Below are 20384 nucleotides of genomic sequence, written 5' to 3'. Positions count from 1 at the left end.
GCTTATTCTGTTTATCTGCGTGCTTCGATAATTTTGAAACCATGGGCTTGTTCATGTATCAACACTGTGCGGAAAATATTTTTTAATAATGTTTCATAAGGCAGGTGGCGGTTTGCAACAAAAAGCAGATTGCCGCTTGGCTTTAAGCACTTTGCAGCATTTATAATAAAATTTTTTCCTAATGAAACATCTGTTGTTTGTTGTGTGTGAAACGGTGGATTTGAAATGATTGTGTCATATAGATTTGTGACAGGTTCATGTACAAGGTCATGCCAATAAAAATGAATTGGAAAAGGAGTTGTTATGGATTTAAGGTGCTGTTTTGCTGCTCTCAAAGCATTGTAGTCTGCTTCATAAAGGTCGAGAGCAGTGAGTTTTTCACTTCTTTCAAGCGCAACGTGAGAAAGATAACCCCATCCAGCACCAAAATCAGCTGTTTTTCCAGAAATAACTTTGAGCATATAAGAAGCAAGCGCAGCAGATCCTGGATCAATACGTCCGTGTGAGAACATACCAGAAGTGGTTTGAAATTTACCAAAAGTGAGCGGTGGTGAGCGCAATTGCGCAATGTTATGTCTCTCAATTTGTTGAGGAACTTGCAACCAAAATACAAGACCATGATTTTTAGACAATTTATTGGTGATGGGAACAATTGTTTTGACCCATTTCATCATTGAAGCAGCACCAGCAGTTTTATCCCCACTAATTACAATCCATCTATTGGGTTTAACGCATTCTAATAAATCAAGAAAACAATTTTGGTTCAAACCACGATATTTGCTCAAATGTAAAAATGCACCATCATAGCTGAAAGTTTTATCTATTTGAGGAGAGCAGTGAAATTGAGTATCGACAAATTTTAAAAAATCTGGTCGCCAAGGCGTAATAACTTTTAAATTTTGTGCCCATTCTGGAGCTGGGATTTCTGTTAAACCAAAACTTAGCCAACACTGGTTTGGATCAGGATACGGGAGTTCATGATTTTCAAAAGGCAAAAATAATAACACATATGACTCTTTCAAAGAAAAATGCCACTCCAATGTTGGGATGGCATTTCATGATACGATAAGAGGAAAAACTTACTCTTCTTTCTTACGGCGGCGCTTATTTTCAGGTTGTTTTTTTTCATCCACGCACTTTTCTTCATTCATCGCTTTATCACCGGTGATTTCCTTTCCGGTTGTTTGATCAACGACCTTCATTGATAACCGAACTTTTCCACGCTCATCAAAGCCCATTAATTTAACCCAAACTTTGTCACCTTCTTTTACAATATCTGTTGTTTTGGTGACGCGTTCTGATGCAAGCTGAGAGATATGAACGAGTCCATCACGAGAACCAAAGAAGTTTATAAATGCACCAAATTCTGCAGTTTTTACAACTGTTCCTTGGTAGATAGCACCAACTTCAGGCTCATCGACAATAGAATGGATCCAACGTTTTGCTGCTTCAATGGTTTTAGCATCAGCAGAAGCAATTTTAATGGTACCATCATCTTCAATATTAATTTTTGCTCCCGTTTGTTCCACGATTTCCCGAATAACTTTACCACCAGAGCCGATAACATCACGGATTTTATCGACAGAAATATTCATAACTTCGATTCGTGGAGAAAATTCACTCAGCTCAGCACGTGCACTGGTTAAAGCTTTCGCCATCTCATTAAGGATATGGATTCGTCCACCTTTGGCTTGTTCAAGCGCGATTTTCATAATCTCTTCGGTAATACCATCAATTTTGATATCCATTTGCAAGGCAGTAATACCATTTTCTGTTCCTGCGACTTTAAAATCCATATCTCCAAGATGATCTTCATCCCCTAAAATATCAGAAAGAACAGCAAAGCGTTCTCCTTCTTTAATCAAGCCCATAGCAATACCAGCAACAGGGCGTGCTAGAGGAACACCAGCATCCATAAGAGCAAGTGAGGTTCCACAAACCGTTGCCATAGAAGAAGAGCCATTGGATTCAGTGATTTCTGAGACAGCACGAATGGTATAAGGAAAAGATTCTTTCGTTGGTAACATGGGGTGAATTGCCCGCCATGCCAATTTGCCATGTCCAATTTCACGACGACCTGGAGAACCAAGGCGTCCCGTTTCACCCACTGAAAATGGTGGAAAATTGTAATGGAGAAGGAATGTTTCCTTATACATTCCTGTCAAAGAATCAACATATTGTTCATCTTCACCAGTTCCCAATGTTGCAACGACAATCGCTTGTGTTTCTCCGCGGGTAAAGAGTGCTGATCCATGTGTGCGGGGTAAAATACTTACTTCTGATTGGATAGGGCGTACGGTAGAAAGATTGCGTCCATCAATCCGCTTTTGGGTATCAAGAATGTTTCCGCGAACAATTTTTGCTTGCAACTGTTTAAATACGGTTGCAATTTGATCTGCACTAAATTGACAGTCTTTTTCTGGTTCTGGCATAAATTTATTGAGGATTTCTGTCTTTAGTGCATCAATTGCAGCATAACGTTCTTGCTTATCAGTAATTGTGTAAGCCTTTCGTATATCCTGTTCTGCCATTTTCTGCATCGCTTTTTCAAGCTCAGAAAGATCTTCAGGAACAAAATCACGAGGATCTTTTGCAGCAACTTCAGCAAGCTTTATAATGGCATCAAGGACAGGTTGAAGGCCTTTGTGACCAAACATTACGGCCCCCAACATGATATCTTCCGGTAATTCTTGTGCTTCTGATTCAACCATCAAAACAGCACTTTCTGTTCCAGCAACAACAAGATCAAGTTTTGATTCAGGCATTTCATCGATATGAGGATTAAGAATATATTGTCCATTACAATAGCCAACGCGGGCACCGGCTATAGGCCCCATGAAAGGAACACCTGACAGGGTCAATGCCGCAGAAGATGCAATCATCGCAAGGATATCGGGATTGTTTTCGAGATCATGCTGTATAACGGAAACAATAACTTGTGTATCATTTTTATATCCCTCAACGAAAAGGGGACGAATTGGGCGATCAATCAAACGTGAAACCAAAGTTTCATTTTCACTTGGTCGACTTTCACGTTTTAAATAGCCCCCAGGTATTCGACCAACAGCATAGGATTTTTCTTGATAATTAACGGTGAGTGGAAAAAAGTCCTGGTCTGGTTTTGGGATTTTGGCCGATACAACGGTAGCTAAGACAATCGTTTCTCCATAGGTAGCAATCACTGCACCATCAGCTTGACGCGCTATTTTCCCTGTTTCAAGGGTGAGCGGACGCCCGGCCCATTCAATTTCTATCTTGTGCGTTTTGAACATTTTTTATCCTTAATGACCAGTGTTTAAATCTTTGATTGCTCACATTCTGGTTTTGCGTAGCATACTTCCAAGATCTGGGGTGGACAACATACTTTTTATCTTTGTTGCAAGAAAAGAGAAGTAAACTGCTTAAATGCGAAACGATGAGCAGTTCTATCCCATAATAACTTATCAGTTTTTAAAATTTTTAATTAAAAGCAACACGTTGAAAAAATGGGTGTTTTTTTAATACCACTTCCATTTTTCTTTTAGCGACGCAAACCTAACTTCTTTATAAGTGTCTGATAACGATTTTGGTCAACTCCTTTAAGATAATCAAGAAGACGCCGACGTTGAGATACCATCTTCAAAAGACCACGACGAGAATGATTATCTTTTTTGTGAGATTTAAAGTGGTTTGTTAAATTAGAAATACGTTCAGAAAGTACAGCAATTTGCACTTCTGGTGATCCTGTATCACCAACTTTGTTTGCGTATTCTGCGACAAGAGCTTTTTTACGTTCAGCTGTAATCGACATCGTATTATCCTTTCCAAAAACGAAGAAACATAAAGCCACCCATAGCCGAGATGTCGTTCAGCAAGGGTCTGTGAGAAAACAGGAAAAGTCGAAGACTCTTACCTATTTTCGTTCTTATATAGGAAAGAAGGTTAAAATACTAGTCCTTGACAGCATTTTGAAGTCTTTCTTTAAATAAAAGCTTTTGTTTTGAAATATTGATTTAAATAGAGTTTTATGAGAAGTGTTTTAAACAATTATGCATCCTTTTGATACAAAGATTATGAGTGTGTGTGAGTGGTAACAAAAGTGATAAATAGCGTTGGAGGGAAAAGATGCAGAGCATTTCAACATTAAAACTTTTTCGTAATTCGGTATTTCGAAATTTATGGTCATCTACTCTTATTTCTAATTTAGGGGGGCTGATACAAGCTGTTGGAGCAGGGTGGTTAATGGCGTTGATTAGTTCTTCGCATTCCATGGTTGGGCTAGTTCAAAGTGCCACAACATTACCACTTGTTATGTTTTCTTTGATGGCAGGGGCATTAGCTGATAATTTTAATCGGCGTCAAATTATGTTGTGTGTACAGATTATGATGATGGTCATATCGATGAGTTTATCTGTTTTAGCCTATATGGGATTTCTAACACCTTGGCTTTTGTTATGTTTTACGTTTTTGATTGGATGTGGCACAGCTTTTTATAATCCTTCTTGGCAAGCAACGATAGGAGATATTGTGAGCAGGGAAAATATTCCTGCTGCTGTTAGTTTGAATAGTGTCGGCTTTAATTTGATGCGGAGTGTTGGTCCTGCGATTGGTGGTGCCATCATTGCAACTTTAGGGGCATCGGCTGCTTTTTTGTTTAATGCTATAAGCTATATTCCTCTTATTGGTGCGTTGTTTTTCTGGAAGTCGAATTATGAAAACAACTCATTGCCACGAGAAAGGCTGTTAGGAGCTGTCTCAGATGGTTTGCGTTATGTTGCGATGTCACCTAATCTCTTAAGTATTATGGTTCGAGCGTTCCTTTTTGGTATAGGAGCAACTTCTATTTTAGCACTTTTGCCAATTGTTGCGCATAAAGTTCTTGGAGGAAGTGCCCTTCTTTATGGTACATTGCTCGGTTGTTTTGGGTTAGGAGCCATGACAGCAGGTATTATTAATGCAGTTGTACGGCATCATTTTCGTTCAGAAACAATTATTGCAAGTGCATTTATTGGTTTCGCCTTTTCTTGCTTTTTATTGGGAATCAGTCGTTCACTGATTATAAGCCATATTGCTTTATTTCCTGCAGGGTTATGTTGGGTTTTGGCCTTATCGTTGTTTAATACATCTGTACAACTCTCTACACCACGCTGGGTTGTTGCACGTTCTTTAGCTCTTTATCAAACGGCATCTGCCGGGGGGATGGCTATTGGAAGTGCAATCTGGGGAGGTTTAGCTGATGGTTATTCTCCAACAATTGCTTTGAGCGTTTGTTCTTTATTCTTGATTTTTGGTGCTCTTGCAGGGGTAAAATTTAGAATTCAAGAAATTCCTCAGATAGATTTAAATCCTCTTGATCATTTTAGAGAGCCGGAATTATTACTCGACCTCAAAGCAAGAAGTGGCCCGATTATGATAATGATCGATTATAAAATTCATGAAAATGATCTTGAAGAATTTCTCAAAGTGATGACGCGTCGACGCCATATTCGATTACGTGATGGTGCGCGTCAGTGGGTCCTGTTACGAGATCTTGAAAGACCTGAATATTGGACAGAGGCTTATCATATGCCAACATGGGTAGACTATTTACGCCATAATCATCGTCGTACAAAAGCGGATGCCGAAGTCAATAAGCGTCTGCGCCATTTAAATTGTGCTCCTAACGGTATAAGAGTGCACCGCATGATTGAACGCCAAACAATACCCCAAGCCAATGAGATGCTTTTAAAATCCTCCTCTGATCATCTCCCTTAGGGTTAAAACAGTTTTTTTGTAAAATATTAAATTATGTTAATATTATTTCGATCAATTTGTTAGCATAATCATAAAAAATTGCTATTTCAATATTTAATGAATTGATTTATAATGGTTATTTGTCATTTTTCATGTTGAGTGATAGTTCTGAAAATCTTAAGCTTTTCTCGTTTCAAATCTATTTAGAGTAAATCAGTCCATATCTTTGCTTGTACATTATAAACGAGGACTAAAGTATGAGTAAAAAACGATTGAAAAAGAAATAAAAAGCCTCTTATGAATCCTTTAAATGCAAGGATTGTTGCGACATTAAGAGGAAAAAGTGTGTGGTGGTGTTAGCTTATAGCACTGACTTAAATTTTGATATGAATACGGTAAATATAGACAATGAAAAGCACCATATTTTTCTTAATTGATAGAGAAAAATATCTTTCCGCAAAAGGTGGTTGGGAAAAGAATCGATTAAATTGAGAAAATCCGCTTTGGTTTAAATAGACTTTTGTCGAGAATGCCAATAGCAAGAAGTTGTTCCTTATAGAGGACACAAACTTCCTCTTCATCAAGAGGTATTTTATGATGATTCAAGAGGATAGAATGACCATTTATAATTCTCTGTGCTTGAGTTTCATTAAGGATATAGTGAGGGAGGCAATCCAATGCGGCACTTGTGTCAATTAAGAGCCCATCGAGTGTTGAGAAGTTTTTTTCAAAAGAACGATTATTCTCATCTGTAGTGTTTTTATTTGGCGGAATGGCCGCTTTTAGTTCCTCCCATGTAATGAGATCTTCTTCATCAAAAGGTGCGACGGCAATACGTCTTAAATCAGCAATATGCCCATAGCAACCGAGATCACGTCCCATATCGCGTGCTAAAGAGCGCACATAAGTTCCTTTTCCGCAGGTTATTTCAAAGATAGAATGCTCTTTAGTAGGCATTTCTAATAACTTGAAAGTTTCTATTTCCACTTCACGGGGCGGAATTTCAACAACTTCCCCTTCACGCGCTAAATCATAGGCACGATTTCCAGCAATTTTGATTGCTGAAAATTGTGGAGGTGTTTGCAAAATAACACCTGTATATTGAGGAAGAAGAGCAAGTATTTCTTCTTGTGTTGGACGTATGAGAGAAGTTTTCGTTATTTCTCCTTCTAAATCATCTGTTGAGCGCTCTTGCCCCCAAGCAATATGAAAACGGTAAGTTTTTTTGCCTTGCATCACGTAAGGGACGGTTTTGGTTGCTTCGCCCAATGCAATGGGAAGGAGACCAGAAGCAAGAGGATCAAGTGTACCCGCATGTCCTGCCTTTTGAGCATGGAAGAGCCATTTGATTTGTGAGACAGCTTCTGTTGATTTCATTCCTTTTGGTTTATCAAATATGACCCAGCCAGAAACAGGACGCCCTTTTTTCTTGTGTTGCCGCGCCATATCTTTAATCCTCATCTGTATCACTATGGTGAAGATCGCGTGCAACCTCAGGCGAGCGAAGGAGGGCATCAATTTTTGAAAAATTATCAAAGCTATTATCAAGTCGGAAACGCAGTTCTGGCATATATTTCATTTGTCGCAACGCATGACTGATTTCTCCACGGAGAAAACGACTATGTTTATTGAGGGTATCAACAACATCGGTATGAGAAGCATTTTTAAGAGTACTGAGAGGTGATACAAAGCAAGTAGCAATTTTTAAATCTGGTGACATGCGTACTTCAGAGACAGAAATAACAATATCTTTCAAGACATCATCAAGCAAAATATCACGCTGTAATATATGCGCTATTGCATGACGTACTTGCTCTGCTACTCTAAGTTGCCGTTGTGATGGCCCTGCATTTTTCATCAAAGTTTTATCCCTGCTACAAGATCTCTTTTTTGACCATTTAGATAAGGAAAAAGAGATATTGTGTATAAAACCTAATAACTTTTCTCATTTCACAACAGAGTAAAGTTATTGGATTATTTTATAATGTGCGGTTAATATGTTCGATACGGAAGGTCTCAATGATGTCTCCTGCGCGCATGTCTTCATAATTTTCAAAGGCTATTCCACATTCTTGACCACTTTGCACTTCATTGACTTCATCCTTAAAGCGTTTGAGTGTTTTCAGCTTTCCTTCGTGAATAACGATATTATCGCGGATAAGGCGAACACCGGCTCCTCGTTCTATTTTACCTTCTGTAACACGACATCCTGCAACTTTTCCAATTTTTGTAATGTTAAAGACTTCTAGAATTTCAGCATTACCAAGGAAAGTTTCACGCTGTTCTGGTGAGAGTAATCCAGACATAGCAGCCTTGATATCGTCAACAAGATCATAAATGATGTTGTAATAACGAATTTCAATTCCTTGTGTTTTAGCAAAATCACGTGCCTGCTTATTGGCTCGAACATTAAAGCCAATTACAGCAGAGTTAGAAGCTTCTGCAAGAGAAATATCACTTTCGGTAATTCCTCCAGCACCAGAATGTACAATACGCGCACGAACCTCGTCATTTCCGAGTTTTTCCAATGCTGAAGCGATTGCTTCAATTGATCCTTGCACATCTCCTTTTATAATAAGAGAAAATTCCTTAACACCAGTCGTTTGCAATTTTGTCATCATCTGTTCAAGAGAACCACGCGAACCAGTTTGCCGCGCAACAGCTTTATCACGTGCTAATCGTTGCCGATATTCAGAAATTTCACGTGCTTTTGCTTCATGTGTGACAACAGCAAAACGGTCTCCGGCTTGTGGTGTTCCTTGCATGCCTAAAATTTCAATTGGTGTAGAGGGAACGGCCTCTTTGACATGGCGGCCATGGTCGTCAATCAAAGCACGTACACGACCCCATTCATTTCCAGCAACGATAATATCAGAAGGGTGTAATGTACCTTTTTGAACAAGAACTGTTGCAACAGACCCACGTCCGCGATCCAATTTGGCTTCAATGATAACGCCCTCTGCAGTTCGTTGAGGATCTGCTTTCAGATCAAGCATTTCAGCTTGAAGAAGGATAGCTTCGAGAAGTTTATCAAGATTTTGACCAGTTTTAGCAGAAACTTCAACGTCCAAAGTTTCTCCACCCATAGTTTCAACAAACACTTCATGTTGTAGAAGTTCTGTACGCACTTTTTGTGCATTCGCAGCTGGTTTATCAATTTTGTTGATAGCAACAATGATAGGTACACCAGCAGCTTTCGCATGATTGATTGATTCAATCGTTTGAGGCATAACACTATCATCAGCGGCTACAACGAGAACAGCAATATCAGTAACACGAGCTCCGCGTGCACGCATAGCGGTAAATGCAGCATGACCTGGTGTATCAATAAAGGTAATTTTTTGACCATTTTGTTCTACTTGATAGGCACCAATATGCTGCGTAATACCTCCTGCTTCGCCAGAAACAACATTTGCTTTACGAATAGCATCCAAAAGCGAAGTTTTTCCGTGGTCAACATGGCCCATAATGGTTACAACAGGGGCGCGCTGCTGCATGTTTTGAGGATTATCTGTTATATTAAAGATACCTTCTTCTACGTCAGATTCTAAAACACGTTTAACAGTATGGCCAAATTCAACAGCGATGAGTTCGGCAACATCTGCATCAATAACATCGCCAGGTTTCATCATTTGTCCTTGTTTCATCAAGAATTTAATCACATCAACAGAACGCTCAGTCATACGTTGTGCGAGCTCTTGAATAGTAATCGTTTCAGGAAGAACAACTTCGCGAGAAATTTTTTCTCTTGGTTCTTGATTTTGTGCACGCTTAAACTTTTCCTGTCTACGCCGCATTGCAGCCATTGAGCGCCCACGTGCGCTTCCTTCTTCATCCAGTGCACTATTCAGAGTTAACTTTCCGCGTCTCCGCTCATCAGCTCCTTTGACAACTTTGGGTACACGTATTTCTGATTTAGCAGGATTAGCACGTCGACTATGCCGTTCTTCCTCTTTATTGTCATCTATTTTGCGTTTTTCAACCACGGTTGTCTGTTTAGGGGCAATAGGAATATCTGTCTGTTCAATGAGAGGGGGAACAGGTGGAGTCTGTACTGGCGATATTTCTTCTTCTTGTTGGAGATGTATTTCTTTTTCTTTAATTTCTTGCTGTAAAATTTCTTCACGCTCTTTAGCGCGTCTTGCTTCTTCTTCGGCTTGTTCTCGCGTTATTTTTTCTTGGATATGTGCTTCTTCTAACGCGCGAAGTCTCGCTTCCATTTCAGTTGATGAAAGATTGCTTTTGGTCACAGATTCTTGAGGCTTTTTTCCCTCAAAACGCGGTTTAGAACGCTGGGGGGCCACATGCGGCTTTGTAATGGGCTGTAGGGTTTCAGCTTTTTCATCAGGTCGCGTAATTTTACGCCGTTTGGTTTCGACAACGACAGCCTTCGTACGGCCATGACTAAAATTTTGTTTAACCGTACTCGTTTCCAAGACAGACCTCTTGAGAGTTAGTGTCTTCTTGACGGTTGTTTTGTCGTTGTTATTTTCACTCATTGTACTTCCTTCACGGCTTGGGCCGTCATCTCACTAGACTTACTATGCTTGTCGTCACGATAGCTGATCAATTTACATGTTGTTTTGAGAAATCCTTCAGCAGCTTTTGTGTCCAGTAAGGCCGCGTGCATTACAGGATTAGAGCCAAAAGCCACTCGCATTTCATCACTTGTAAATAAAGATATGGTTTTTATAGTCCGATTTGTTTGTTGTTGTATTGAATGGATGGCCTGTGCAATTTTTCGTTTCCCATCTTCTGTTGTTTCTTTAGCATGAAGTACAAGAATAACTTTACCAGAGCGGATAGCAGCGTCAACCTTTGTTGCTCCCATAACAATTGCTCCCGCTTTTCGTGCCATGGAAAGGCTTGAAAGAGCGGCTTTTAGTAAAAGCGTATCAACAACATGCACAAGATTTGGTGCAACCTCAACATCTGTTTTAAAATTTCTATGAAAAGCTTTCTGTTTGATTGCTTTCTCAATAACAGCGTGATGGGCAGAAATCCAAACGCCACGCCCTGGTAAATTCGCTTTAAGATCAGGAACAATTTGGTTGTTGGGTCCAATAACAAAACGGATCAGCGTTTGTGCTGAAGCATTTTTTCGGGTCACAATGCAAGTCCGTTCATTCATTTAAAGTGTATCCACATCCAAATCATCTATTTTTTCATTTTCTGTAGAATTTCCATCTTCTACAGGATTTTCTGTAACAAGATCAGCTTGGTCTATCCAGCCTGCTTGTACACGTGCGGCTAAAACCATAGCTTCTGCATCTGCGCGTGTAATGTCAAAAGGGGTTAAAATACCAGAAAAATTCTGTGTTTGACCTTCTTTACGTTCTCTCCAACCAGCTAAATCATCAACGGCATAGCCAGCAAAGTCTTCTATTGTTTTTACACCATCCTCACCTACAGCAACCAACATAGCACTTGTCATTCCAGGAAGTGTTCGCAATTCGTCAGAAACTCCGAGCTTTTTGCGTTTTTCATCGAGTTCTTTTTCTTGATGATCAAGATATTCGCGGGCACGACTTTGGATTTCAGCGGCGGTATCATGGTCAAAACCATCAATAGAAGCGATTTCTTCAAGATCAATATAGGCGATTTCTTCAATAGAAGAAAAACCCTCTGATGCCATAACCTGTCCGATCATTTCGTCAACCTCTAAGGCTTCCATAAACAATTTACTTCGTTCAGTAAATTCTTTTTGACGATTTTCAGATTCTTCCTTTTCCGTTAAAATATCAATGTTCCATCCTGTTAGTTGCGAAGCCAAGCGAACATTTTGCCCACGTCGTCCAATAGCAAGGCTAAGTTGATCATCTGGCACAATAACTTCAATCCGTTCAGCATCTTCATCAAGGATGATTTTAGAAACTTCAGCAGGTTGCAGTGCATTAACGACAAATGTTGCCGCATCAGGCGACCAAGGAATAATATCAATTTTTTCGCCTTGTAATTCAGCAACAACAGCTTGTACACGACTTCCTCGCATTCCAACGCATGCTCCAACAGGATCAATGGAACCATCACGTGAAACAACGGCGATTTTAGCCCGTGAACCTGGATCACGAGCAACAGATTTGATTTCTATAATACCATCATAAATTTCTGGTACTTCCATAGTGAAAAGTTTTACCATAAATTGGGGATGTGTGCGTGAAAGGAAAATTTGCGGACCACGCGTTTCACGGTGTACATCATTGACAAAAGCACGAATGCGATCTCCATAGCGGAATGATTCACGAGGAATTAATTCATCACGGCGAACAATAGCTTCACCGCGCCCTAGATCAACGATGACGTTACCATATTCCACACGCTTAACTGTACCAGAAATAATTTCACCAACTTTATTTTTGAATTCTTCATATTGCTGATCGCGCTCTGCATCGCGTACTTTTTGTACAATAACCTGTTTAGCAGATTGTGCTGCGATACGTCCAAAATCCATAGGAGGTAAAAGATCAGCAAAAAAATCACCAATTTTTGCTTCTGCTTGACGTTTGAGAGCATCAGACAAAGTAATTTCCGTTGTATAGTCTTCAACGACATCAACGATTTTAAGCAGGCGCTGTAATTTAATTTCACCTGTTTTAGAATTGATTTCAGCACGAATATTGGTTTCTTGACCATAACGAGAACGTGCTGCTTTTTGAATAGCATCAGCCATCGCAGAAATGACAATTTCACGGTCGATTGACTTTTCACGTGCAACAGCATCTGCAATTTGCAGAATCTCAAGCCTGTTAGCGCTTGTAGCCATCAATTTTCTCCTTCTTTGTGCCACACGATGGGTATTTCCCAGTGATATTATTTTTTGAAATTGAGCGTCTGTATAGAGTCGTTAGCGTTCTCTTCGGCAATGAATTGTTGACTTAAATCTTTATTTTGTTTCAATGCATCGCGAATAAGCTCATCGGTAAGCACTAAATGCGCATTTATGATATCACAAAAGGAAATAGGGGTATACATGGCTTCTCCATAAGCAGCTTTATCAGTGTTTAAAATAAATCCATCTTGCGTGATATTTGTAAGTGTCCCACGAAATTTTCGGCGCCCATCAATTGTTATTTTGGTTTCAATTTTTGCAAGATGCCCTTGCCAATGAAAAAAATCAGATTTTCTTACCAATGGACGATCAATTCCAGGTGATGAGATTTCTAAATGATATTTGCGTTCAATAACATTTTGTACATCAAGGAGGGGAGAAACTGTTCGACTAACAGTTTCACAATCTTCTATGGTCATAGAACCATCGGCACGTTCAACCATAATTTGAAGTGTTAAACCATTTTGACCAAGAAGCTTCACACGAACCAAACGAAAACCTAAAGGTTTAAGTAGTGGTATGACAAGAGCAGCAACCTGTGCTTCGATACCATCTTCTTCAAACAGGCGCGGTTCGTCAAGATTGCTTATTTTTTCAGCTTCGTTCATACATTTTATCCAAGTTGGTTTCATCAGTTTTATGATATTAAAAAAGAGCGGGTCCAACGGCCCACTCTTCATCATAAGACCAAGAATTTAACTATTGATACTCTTAAATTCAAAATTTTTCAAGTTGTTTATGAGAAAAGCGCTTGATCATTTATTTCTTGATAAAGGTAAGATAGGCAGGCGTTCGTCCTTCGCGTAAAGCTTTTGCTTCATAGCGGGTTCCACTCCATAGTGGATAAGGGAGTTTCCAGTCTTGAGGGCTTTCTGCTTTCCATTCAAAGTGATCATGTTGTGCACAATGGTACAAAGTCCAGTTTACATAACTGTCTATATCGCTAGCAAAGCGAAAAAATTTTCCTATTTTAAGAACACGAGCAAAACGGTTAAGATTTTTTATATTGATGAAGCGTCGTTTCCAGTGTTTCTTTTTCGGCCAAGGATCAGGATAGAAGAGGTCTATTCCATCAAGCGAGTTATCAGGGAGCCAATCAAGAAGGCGTGTAGCATCATCATTATAGAGGCGAAGACGATTTTGATGGTTTTGATGCTGTTCAAGAGACGATAATATTTTTGCCATGCCATTGATAAAGGGCTCGACGCCGATAAAACCGGTTTTTGGAAAATATGCCATTTCATGAAGTAAATGTTCACCTCCACCAAAACCGATTTCAAGTCGAATTTCTCTTACTTTGCTTGAAAATAAGGATGTAAGGTTTAAGGGAGGAGGGACATTTAAATCAATATTCAAACTGGGGAGAAGCATTTGTATACGTGTAAGCTGACTGTCTCGAAGTTGTTTTCCTTGTCGGCGTCCAAAAAATGCTTCACTCTTACGTATATTATGTTTAATCATGGGATTTGGATCATTGTTTGAAGCGTTTTCACGAGATCAGTTTTTTCCCATGAAAACGAACCATCGTGTTTTGGTTTACGACCAAAGTGACCATAGGCAGCTGTTTTCGCATAAATAGGTTTATTGAGGTCAAGATGTTTTCGAATGCCGGTAGGTGAAAGGTCCATTATTTTGCGGATGGCTTCTTCAATAACCTTTTCATCGACTTTTCCTGTTCCATGAAGATTAAGATAAATAGATAAAGGTTGTGCAATACCAATTGCATAGGAGAGTTGAATGGTGCATCTCTCTGCTAAATGAGCAGCAACAATATTCTTAGCCAGATAGCGTGCCGCATAGGCAGCAGAACGATCAACTTTTGTTGTATCTTTTCCTGAAAAAGCACCGCCTCCATGGGGTGCTGCACCTCCGTAAGTATCCACAATAATTTTGCGTCCCGTTAATCCGGCATCGCTTTGAGGGCCTCCAATGACAAATTTTCCTGTTGGGTTAATATACCAACTGCATTGAGCTGCAATGGGAATGTCATGTAAAGCTTGGCGAATGTAAGGTTCAACCACTGTACGTACTTTATTGGAATCCCAGCTTTCATCAAGGTGCTGCGTTGAAAGAACAATGGATGTGACCTCTATCGGTTTTCCATTTTTATAACGTATGGTTATTTGGCTTTTAGCATCTGGTCCTAATTTTCCAGTTTCTCCCTCTCCTTTATGACGAGCTGCGGCAAGAAGTTTGAGAATTTTATGCGCATAATAAATTGGCGCAGGCATGAGATCAGGTGTTTCACGGCAAGCATATCCAAACATGATACCTTGATCACCCGCTCCTTCTTCACCATGCCGATCCGTAGCATTATCAACCCCTCTTGCTATATCAGCTGATTGTGGGCGCAAAAGAACATCAATTTTAACAGTTTTCCAATGGAAGCCTGCTTGTTCATAGCCAATGGTACGAATAGCACGGCGCGCTGCTGTACGAAAACGTGTAGGATTAATGAGTGGAAAGCTAGTTTCATCATAGATGAATTCTTTATTTTTATCTTTTTTTAATAGCGTATCGGGAACACGTACTTCACCAGCGATAACAACACGGTTGACACTGACGAGAGTTTCACAGGCAACGCGTACTAACCATGGATCAGTACCAGTCTTTTCAGCTTCTTTATAGATCATATCAACGATTTCATCGGAAATACGATCACAAATTTTATCAGGATGTCCTTCCGATACCGATTCGCTCGTAAAAAGATAATCTTGATGCGGCATAGGAACTCCTTCAAAAAAGAAAACCAACGATTTAATCAATTGCTTACTAAAGTCGTCACCATTTGCTAATTCTACAGCAAATAGTCAATGCAAATGTATATGAATAAAAGAGAAAAGATATAATTTTAATTTATAACTTATTTGTCAAATCTTCCTCAGAAAGTGCTTTTGCCAAGTCAATAATTTTTCGACGCACTTTAGCATCAGATATATTTGTAAAAGCGCGCATGAGCTGAATCCCTTCGCTGCTAGAACAAAAGTCTATAAAATTGTGTTCACTTTCAGCAAAACCCTCTACTTGTTGGGAGGTAATACCTTTATCAAAAAAGTAAGAAACAGGAACATCCATAATTTCCGCTATCGCTTGAAGACGGCTGGCACCAATACGGTTTGTTCCTTTTTCATATTTTTGGATTTGCTGAAAAGTAATTCCTAATTTTTCACCTAGTTTCTCTTGAGTGAGTCCTAAAATATTACGACGTAAACGGATACGAGTTCCAACATAGATATCTATAGGGTCAGGTTTTTTTCTAGTTTCGGTCATAATGCAACTCTTTATTTCCAGCATTTTTCTTCTAAACCAACATCATATTTATGCGCAGTTGATTTATCATATAATTAAAACAATATGTAATATTTTTTCCCAATATCACTGGTACACACAACACAATACCGTACAAAGGGCACTTGAATCATTTAAGCTGTTTTGTAAAACCAAAACCAATACGACACAATAGCATAAGGATGAATAAGATAAAAGTAGAGAAAGTTCTGTATTCATTGCTTCCTATAGGGGTAATGGATGATGGAACTTGTGAATCAATAATGCCCACAGCATTTTGTCGAAGAGCTACAACGATTCGTCCATAAGAATCAATAACAGCTGATATGCCATTATTGGCGGCCCGTATGAGGGGGATTCCCAGTTCAACGGCACGAAGCTGTGCTTGTTGAAGATGTTGATAGGGTCCAGGTGTTACACCAAACCATGCATCATTTGTAATATTAATAATTGCTTGAGGTGGGGAGCCTTTAAAAGTCATTTCATGGGGAAATATTGCTTCATAACAAATTAAGGGTAGATAAGAAAATCCGTTTGGCATTGTAACAATTTTGCGCACACTTGCAGCACTATATCCACCAATATTATCAGCAAGGGTACGCAATCCAATTTTTTTCAATAAATTCTGATAAGGAAGATACTCACCAAAAGGAACCAAATGAAGTTTATCGGAAGTATTTAAAATATTACCTTGAGCATTAATGACTGCAATTGTATTAAAATATTGTGTTTGGGAATGAGGTAGATCATTGCTGGCGCGTATTGCTCCAACAATAGCCCATTGTTTAGGTTTTAAAAGAGAGGCAATGCGCATTGTGATAGATGAATTATCATAGAGAAGGTAAGGAACGGAAGCTTCAGGCCATACGATAAAATCGGGTTCTGAATTTTGATCGGTTGTTGGCGTTGCACTTAGCTTCATATGTGCTTCCAACATAGATTCTCGTGTATTATCACGCAATTTTATATTTTGTTGGATGGACGGTTGAACAATGCGCACCCAATAAGCACTTTTTTGATCTTCAGTTGTGTTTTCTATAGTATGAAGACGATAAAACCCAAAACCACAGTGAATGAATATAAGTGATAAGCAAAGAGAAAGTGCCACTTTCTTTTTTTCATCCGTTAATAAAACAGTTGGCAAACTGTAGGCTAAGACAGCAAGAATATTCATTCCGTAAAGTCCTACGATTGCATCAGATTGCATGAACATTGGGGTTGGCATGGCTGTATAGCCAAGAGAATTCCATGGAAATCCTGTGAATAAAAACGCACGCAACCACTCGGATAATCCTAATGCAAAGGCTAAAACAAAAAAGCGTGCTATTCCTTTTGTCCATAATAAACCGACAATGAAACCAGAAAAAAACCAATAAAGAGAAAGGTAGAGTGGAGGGAATAAAATGGCTAATGGGACTGCCCAACCAAAAGAATCTGGATCTGTTAACAAAGCATTGCATAGCCACCAAAGGCCGCAAATAAAATAACTAAAACCAAAGGTTCCACAGCTTAAAGCGTAAGTAAAAAAATGTTTTTTATTGTTTTTGGTGGCCCGTATTGAGTCAAGTAAAACAATAAAGAGAGGGAAAGTTAAAAAGCAAAGAGGCGTTAAATAAAAGGGTGGAAGTGCAAAAGAAGTAAGAGCACCACACAGAAATATCCATGCTTGGCGCTTCCAGCCTGTAACAGAGAACAAAAAAACGATGAAATTGTTTAAAAATACTGGACTATTCTTTAGGGATGGCATTGTTCTCAAGATTCTCATTTTTGGGAATGCGAAAAATGCGCAATCGTTTAATCCGGCGTTTATCAGCTTCTAAAATACGAAATCTATAGCCAGGTACAGCTTCGACAATTTCACCTTTAGCAGGAATGCGATCAAGAATTGAGACGATCAAACCACCAATAGTATCAACTTCATCACCATATTCCCCTACGATAAAATCAGGACCAAGAGCTTTCTCCACATCTTCTAGTTCAGTTCTTGCATCAACGAGCCATTTATTATTTGGTTCACGTACGATAGCATTGTCGACATTATCATGTTCATCTTCGATATCCCCAACGACTAACTCAACAATATCTTCCATTGAAACGAGACCATCTGTTCCTCCATGTTCATCAATAACTAAAGCCATTTGAGTTCGTGTAGTTTGCATCCGTGTTAATAATTTGCTTGCAAGCATAGAACTGGGAACAAAGAGAACTGTTCGGATCAAATCCAATTCACCGATTGGAGTATGCAAGTCTGTATGGTTTAATTGAAGCAAATCAGATTTTTGTTCGGTTTTTGTTGGGTTGATAATAAAGCGAGTGATGTAGTTAAGAATATCGCGGATATGGATCATGCCGCGCGGATCATCTAAAGTTTCAGCATAAACGGGGATACGAGAATGACCAATTTTTGCAAAACATTTAAGGGTTTCTCCAAGAGAGGTGTTTATTTCTAATGCTTCGATTTCAGAACGAGGTATCATAACATCATCCACGCGTGCTTCACGTAAGCGTAAAATGTTATGCAGCATAGTACGTTCTTCAGGTGAGAAGAGGGCGGTATCTTTTTCATTGTTAGTCGTGAGTGCAACGGTAAGATCATCGCGCAGTGACGTAGATGCACAATTACGACCCCGTAAGAATGAAAATAAATGATTCATCAGGGAATATTTCTCTGTATGATTCGTCTGCTGAGAGGGGTCTTTTTCATTATTAGAAGATGCTTGACTATTATTTTGTGCATTTATTTTGTTTGCCATGGTTTTGAAATCTTCTAGACTTTCTTTTTTATAATAGATAAATAAGAGGCTTTAAATGGTATGCTGGTAATATTGATTTTAAAAGTTAAATTTTATCATTGATAGACAATTATGCGTAAGGATCTTTTATGGAAAGCTTTTGAAGAATTTCTCTTTCGAGCTTTTCCATTTTATATGCTTCATCATCAGTTTCATGGTCATAACCAAGCAGATGCAAGATACCATGAACAATCATATGTGTTAAATGGTCTTGAAATGTTTTTCCTTCTTTCTCTGCTTCGAAAACAACAGTTTCTCGGGCAATAATAATATCACCGAGTATGGGACCAGGTCGATTTCCAGCTTTAAGTGGAAAAGCAGGAAAGGATAATACATTAGTAGATTTGTTTTTGTTGCGCCATTGTGCATTGATTTGTGCCATATGTTCATCATCCGTAAAAAGCAGGCTAATCTCGCTTACAACATTTGCCAATGAAACATGATGCATAGTTGCCATTAATGCTTTTTCAGTGATATTATAAAGCATTTTCTCATCATTCCACCCTGCGCTTTTAATCATTATATCAATAATAATCATGATGAATCAAATTCATTTTTTAATGCATCGCATGCGAATGATTTTTTTTTATTTTGTATTTCGGAATCACGATCATAAGCACGAACGATAGCAGCAACAAGTGGGTGGCGTACAACATCTTTTTCATCAAAATGCACAATTGCAATATTTTCTACATTTGAAAGAATGCGAATTGCTTCAATGAGACCTGATTTTTGCCCTGTAGGCAAATCAATTTGGCTTACGTCACCGGTAACAATCATACGTGTTCCTTCTCCAAGACGTGTGAGGAACATTTTCATTTGCATGGGCGTAGTATTTTGTGCCTCATCAAGAATAACAGCAGCATGGGCAAGTGTTCGTCCGCGCATAAAGGCGAGAGGAGCAATTTCTATGACACCAGAGGCTAAAATGCGTTCTATTTTTTCAGCGGGCATCATATCATAAAGAGCATCATAAAGTGGTCGTAAATATGGGTCGACTTTTTCTTTGAGATCACCGGGAAGAAAACCAAGATGTTCTCCAGCTTCAACAGCCGGACGTGAGAGAATAATTCGCTCAATGATACCACGTTCTAGAAGCATTGCAGCATGAGCAACAGCAAGATACGTTTTTCCTGTTCCTGCTGGTCCTACACCAAACACAAGTTCAGTATGCTCCATAGCACTTATGTAAGCGTCTTGTGTTGGAGTTCTTGCATGAATTATTTTTTTATGGGTACTCAACCGAGCTGCTATACGTTTCGTTGCAGATTTGTGTGTTATTGTGTCTTCTTTCTGCTTCTTTGGTATATTTGCCATAGCAATCGCTCCTTTTATATCTGATAAAGTGAGCTCTTGATGTGTTTTGGCACGTTCATAAAGCTGCTGCAATGCATATTGCGCACGTTTTATAACAGAAATATTTCCACGGATTAAGACTTCATTACCACGCGGATGAATACTAAGTTCGAGTTTTTTTTCGATATAAGCGAGATTTTCGTCAAATTTACCAAAAACTGCTTTTGCATATTTATTATTTTCGAAAATCAAAACAACTTGGCTCACATCTGAAGCGCTTGTTTGTTTCAAGGTATCAGCCTTTTCAAGGGACATATTTACTTTTTCTTTAATACGCTTTATTTTTTCGGTTGAAGCTTTCAGCCTATTCTCCATATTTACATAAATATTGCACATTTTGTTAAGTAAACTTTATAAAAGACAATTTTTACAAAAAGTGCACGCTTTAGATGTAATCATTTGCTTTT

Annotated in this window: 17 protein-coding genes; 1 reads left to right on the top strand and 16 read right to left on the bottom strand. The window is 39.0% G+C overall.

Going from position 1 to position 20384, the window contains the following annotated elements; all coding sequences use genetic code 11:
- Nucleotides 1-11: 11 nt before the first annotated feature.
- The 3 genes from ACFIMM_RS08535 to rpsO form a co-directional block, all read right to left on the bottom strand.
- A complete protein-coding gene (locus ACFIMM_RS08535) occupies nucleotides 12-1007 on the bottom strand; it encodes a class I SAM-dependent methyltransferase (RefSeq protein WP_375682821.1) in 996 nt (331 codons plus the stop codon).
- A gap of 72 nt (nucleotides 1008-1079) precedes the next feature.
- A complete protein-coding gene (gene pnp / locus ACFIMM_RS08530) occupies nucleotides 1080-3272 on the bottom strand; it encodes a polyribonucleotide nucleotidyltransferase (protein ID WP_375630006.1) in 2193 nt (730 codons plus the stop codon).
- Nucleotides 3273-3520: 248 nt separating this feature from the next.
- Nucleotides 3521-3790, bottom strand: a complete 270-nt coding sequence (gene rpsO, locus ACFIMM_RS08525; RefSeq protein WP_375611819.1) for a 30S ribosomal protein S15 — start codon at nucleotides 3788-3790, stop codon at nucleotides 3521-3523.
- 314 nt (nucleotides 3791-4104) lie between these two features.
- Between rpsO and ACFIMM_RS08520 the strand changes: the two genes are divergently transcribed.
- On the top strand, nucleotides 4105-5733 hold the full coding sequence (locus ACFIMM_RS08520) for an MFS transporter (RefSeq protein WP_375682822.1): 1629 nt from the start codon (nucleotides 4105-4107) through the stop codon (nucleotides 5731-5733).
- A 462-nt stretch (nucleotides 5734-6195) separates the two neighbouring features.
- On the opposite strand, the gene truB is transcribed toward ACFIMM_RS08520, so the two are convergent.
- From truB to ACFIMM_RS08455, 13 genes are all read right to left on the bottom strand, one after another.
- On the bottom strand, nucleotides 6196-7158 hold the full coding sequence (gene truB, locus ACFIMM_RS08515) for a tRNA pseudouridine(55) synthase TruB (protein ID WP_375682828.1): 963 nt from the start codon (nucleotides 7156-7158) through the stop codon (nucleotides 6196-6198).
- A gap of 4 nt (nucleotides 7159-7162) precedes the next feature.
- Nucleotides 7163-7570 (bottom strand): 30S ribosome-binding factor RbfA, encoded by a 408-nt coding sequence (gene rbfA, locus ACFIMM_RS08510; protein ID WP_375611816.1) that lies wholly within the window; start codon nucleotides 7568-7570, stop codon nucleotides 7163-7165.
- 121 nt (nucleotides 7571-7691) lie between these two features.
- Nucleotides 7692-10211 (bottom strand): translation initiation factor IF-2, encoded by a 2520-nt coding sequence (gene infB, locus ACFIMM_RS08505; RefSeq protein ID WP_375611815.1) that lies wholly within the window; start codon nucleotides 10209-10211, stop codon nucleotides 7692-7694.
- Entirely contained in the window at nucleotides 10208-10843 is a 636-nt protein-coding gene (locus ACFIMM_RS08500; protein WP_375611814.1) for an RNA-binding protein, read from the bottom strand. The genes infB and ACFIMM_RS08500 overlap by 4 nt, the downstream gene beginning before the upstream one ends.
- A complete protein-coding gene (nusA, locus tag ACFIMM_RS08495; protein ID WP_375613310.1) occupies nucleotides 10844-12475 on the bottom strand; it encodes a transcription termination factor NusA in 1632 nt (543 codons plus the stop codon).
- 47 nt (nucleotides 12476-12522) lie between these two features.
- Nucleotides 12523-13173 (bottom strand): ribosome maturation factor RimP, encoded by a 651-nt coding sequence (gene rimP, locus ACFIMM_RS08490; protein WP_375611870.1) that lies wholly within the window; start codon nucleotides 13171-13173, stop codon nucleotides 12523-12525.
- A gap of 127 nt (nucleotides 13174-13300) precedes the next feature.
- Nucleotides 13301-14002, bottom strand: a complete 702-nt coding sequence (locus ACFIMM_RS08485) for a tRNA (guanine(46)-N(7))-methyltransferase TrmB (protein ID WP_375613311.1) — start codon at nucleotides 14000-14002, stop codon at nucleotides 13301-13303.
- Nucleotides 13999-15267, bottom strand: coding sequence for a methionine adenosyltransferase (gene metK / locus ACFIMM_RS08480; RefSeq protein WP_375613312.1), 1269 nt, complete (start codon nucleotides 15265-15267; stop codon nucleotides 13999-14001). The genes ACFIMM_RS08485 and metK overlap by 4 nt, the downstream gene beginning before the upstream one ends.
- Nucleotides 15268-15397: 130 nt before the next feature.
- On the bottom strand, nucleotides 15398-15811 hold the full coding sequence (locus ACFIMM_RS08475; RefSeq protein WP_375611810.1) for a helix-turn-helix domain-containing protein: 414 nt from the start codon (nucleotides 15809-15811) through the stop codon (nucleotides 15398-15400).
- Nucleotides 15812-15959: 148 nt separating this feature from the next.
- Nucleotides 15960-17594, bottom strand: a complete 1635-nt coding sequence (lnt, locus tag ACFIMM_RS08470; RefSeq protein WP_375613313.1) for an apolipoprotein N-acyltransferase — start codon at nucleotides 17592-17594, stop codon at nucleotides 15960-15962.
- Complete coding sequence (locus ACFIMM_RS08465) at nucleotides 17557-18582, bottom strand: hemolysin family protein (RefSeq protein WP_375613314.1); 1026 nt, start codon at nucleotides 18580-18582, stop codon at nucleotides 17557-17559. Before ACFIMM_RS08465 ends, lnt begins: the two co-directional genes overlap by 38 nt.
- Before the next feature lie 109 nt (nucleotides 18583-18691).
- A complete protein-coding gene (gene ybeY, locus ACFIMM_RS08460; protein WP_375611807.1) occupies nucleotides 18692-19159 on the bottom strand; it encodes an rRNA maturation RNase YbeY in 468 nt (155 codons plus the stop codon).
- Nucleotides 19156-20280: a PhoH family protein gene (locus ACFIMM_RS08455; protein WP_375613339.1), complete on the bottom strand. Its 1125-nt coding sequence runs from the start codon at nucleotides 20278-20280 to the stop codon at nucleotides 19156-19158. The genes ybeY and ACFIMM_RS08455 overlap by 4 nt, the downstream gene beginning before the upstream one ends.
- Nucleotides 20281-20384: the final 104 nt, after the last annotated feature.

This window comes from Bartonella sp. AP258QHHD (genome assembly GCF_042196145.1).
Classification (GTDB): Bacteria; Pseudomonadota; Alphaproteobacteria; order Rhizobiales; family Rhizobiaceae; genus Bartonella.
This window is presented reverse-complemented; position numbering and strand designations above follow the sequence as displayed.

Excerpts from the sequence above, each read along its gene's own strand:
- truB (WP_375682828.1), bottom strand. The coding sequence starts at position 7,158 with ATGGCGCGGCAACACAAGAAAAAAGGGCGTCCTGTTTCTGGCTGGGTC.
- ACFIMM_RS08485 (WP_375613311.1), bottom strand. The coding sequence starts at position 14,002 with ATGATTAAACATAATATACGTAAGAGTGAAGCATTTTTTGGACGCCGA.
- pnp (WP_375630006.1), bottom strand. The coding sequence starts at position 3,272 with ATGTTCAAAACGCACAAGATAGAAATTGAATGGGCCGGGCGTCCGCTC.
- rimP (WP_375611870.1), bottom strand. The coding sequence starts at position 13,173 with ATGAAACCAACTTGGATAAAATGTATGAACGAAGCTGAAAAAATAAGC.
- ybeY (WP_375611807.1), bottom strand. The coding sequence starts at position 19,159 with ATGATTATTATTGATATAATGATTAAAAGCGCAGGGTGGAATGATGAG.
- ACFIMM_RS08520 (WP_375682822.1), top strand. The coding sequence starts at position 4,105 with ATGCAGAGCATTTCAACATTAAAACTTTTTCGTAATTCGGTATTTCGA.
- ACFIMM_RS08475 (WP_375611810.1), bottom strand. The coding sequence starts at position 15,811 with ATGACCGAAACTAGAAAAAAACCTGACCCTATAGATATCTATGTTGGA.
- ACFIMM_RS08465 (WP_375613314.1), bottom strand. The coding sequence starts at position 18,582 with ATGGCAAACAAAATAAATGCACAAAATAATAGTCAAGCATCTTCTAAT.
- rbfA (WP_375611816.1), bottom strand. The coding sequence starts at position 7,570 with ATGAAAAATGCAGGGCCATCACAACGGCAACTTAGAGTAGCAGAGCAA.
- lnt (WP_375613313.1), bottom strand. The coding sequence starts at position 17,594 with ATGAGAATCTTGAGAACAATGCCATCCCTAAAGAATAGTCCAGTATTT.
- infB (WP_375611815.1), bottom strand. The coding sequence starts at position 10,211 with ATGAGTGAAAATAACAACGACAAAACAACCGTCAAGAAGACACTAACT.
- metK (WP_375613312.1), bottom strand. The coding sequence starts at position 15,267 with ATGCCGCATCAAGATTATCTTTTTACGAGCGAATCGGTATCGGAAGGA.
- ACFIMM_RS08500 (WP_375611814.1), bottom strand. The coding sequence starts at position 10,843 with ATGAATGAACGGACTTGCATTGTGACCCGAAAAAATGCTTCAGCACAA.
- nusA (WP_375613310.1), bottom strand. The coding sequence starts at position 12,475 with ATGGCTACAAGCGCTAACAGGCTTGAGATTCTGCAAATTGCAGATGCT.
- rpsO (WP_375611819.1), bottom strand. The coding sequence starts at position 3,790 with ATGTCGATTACAGCTGAACGTAAAAAAGCTCTTGTCGCAGAATACGCA.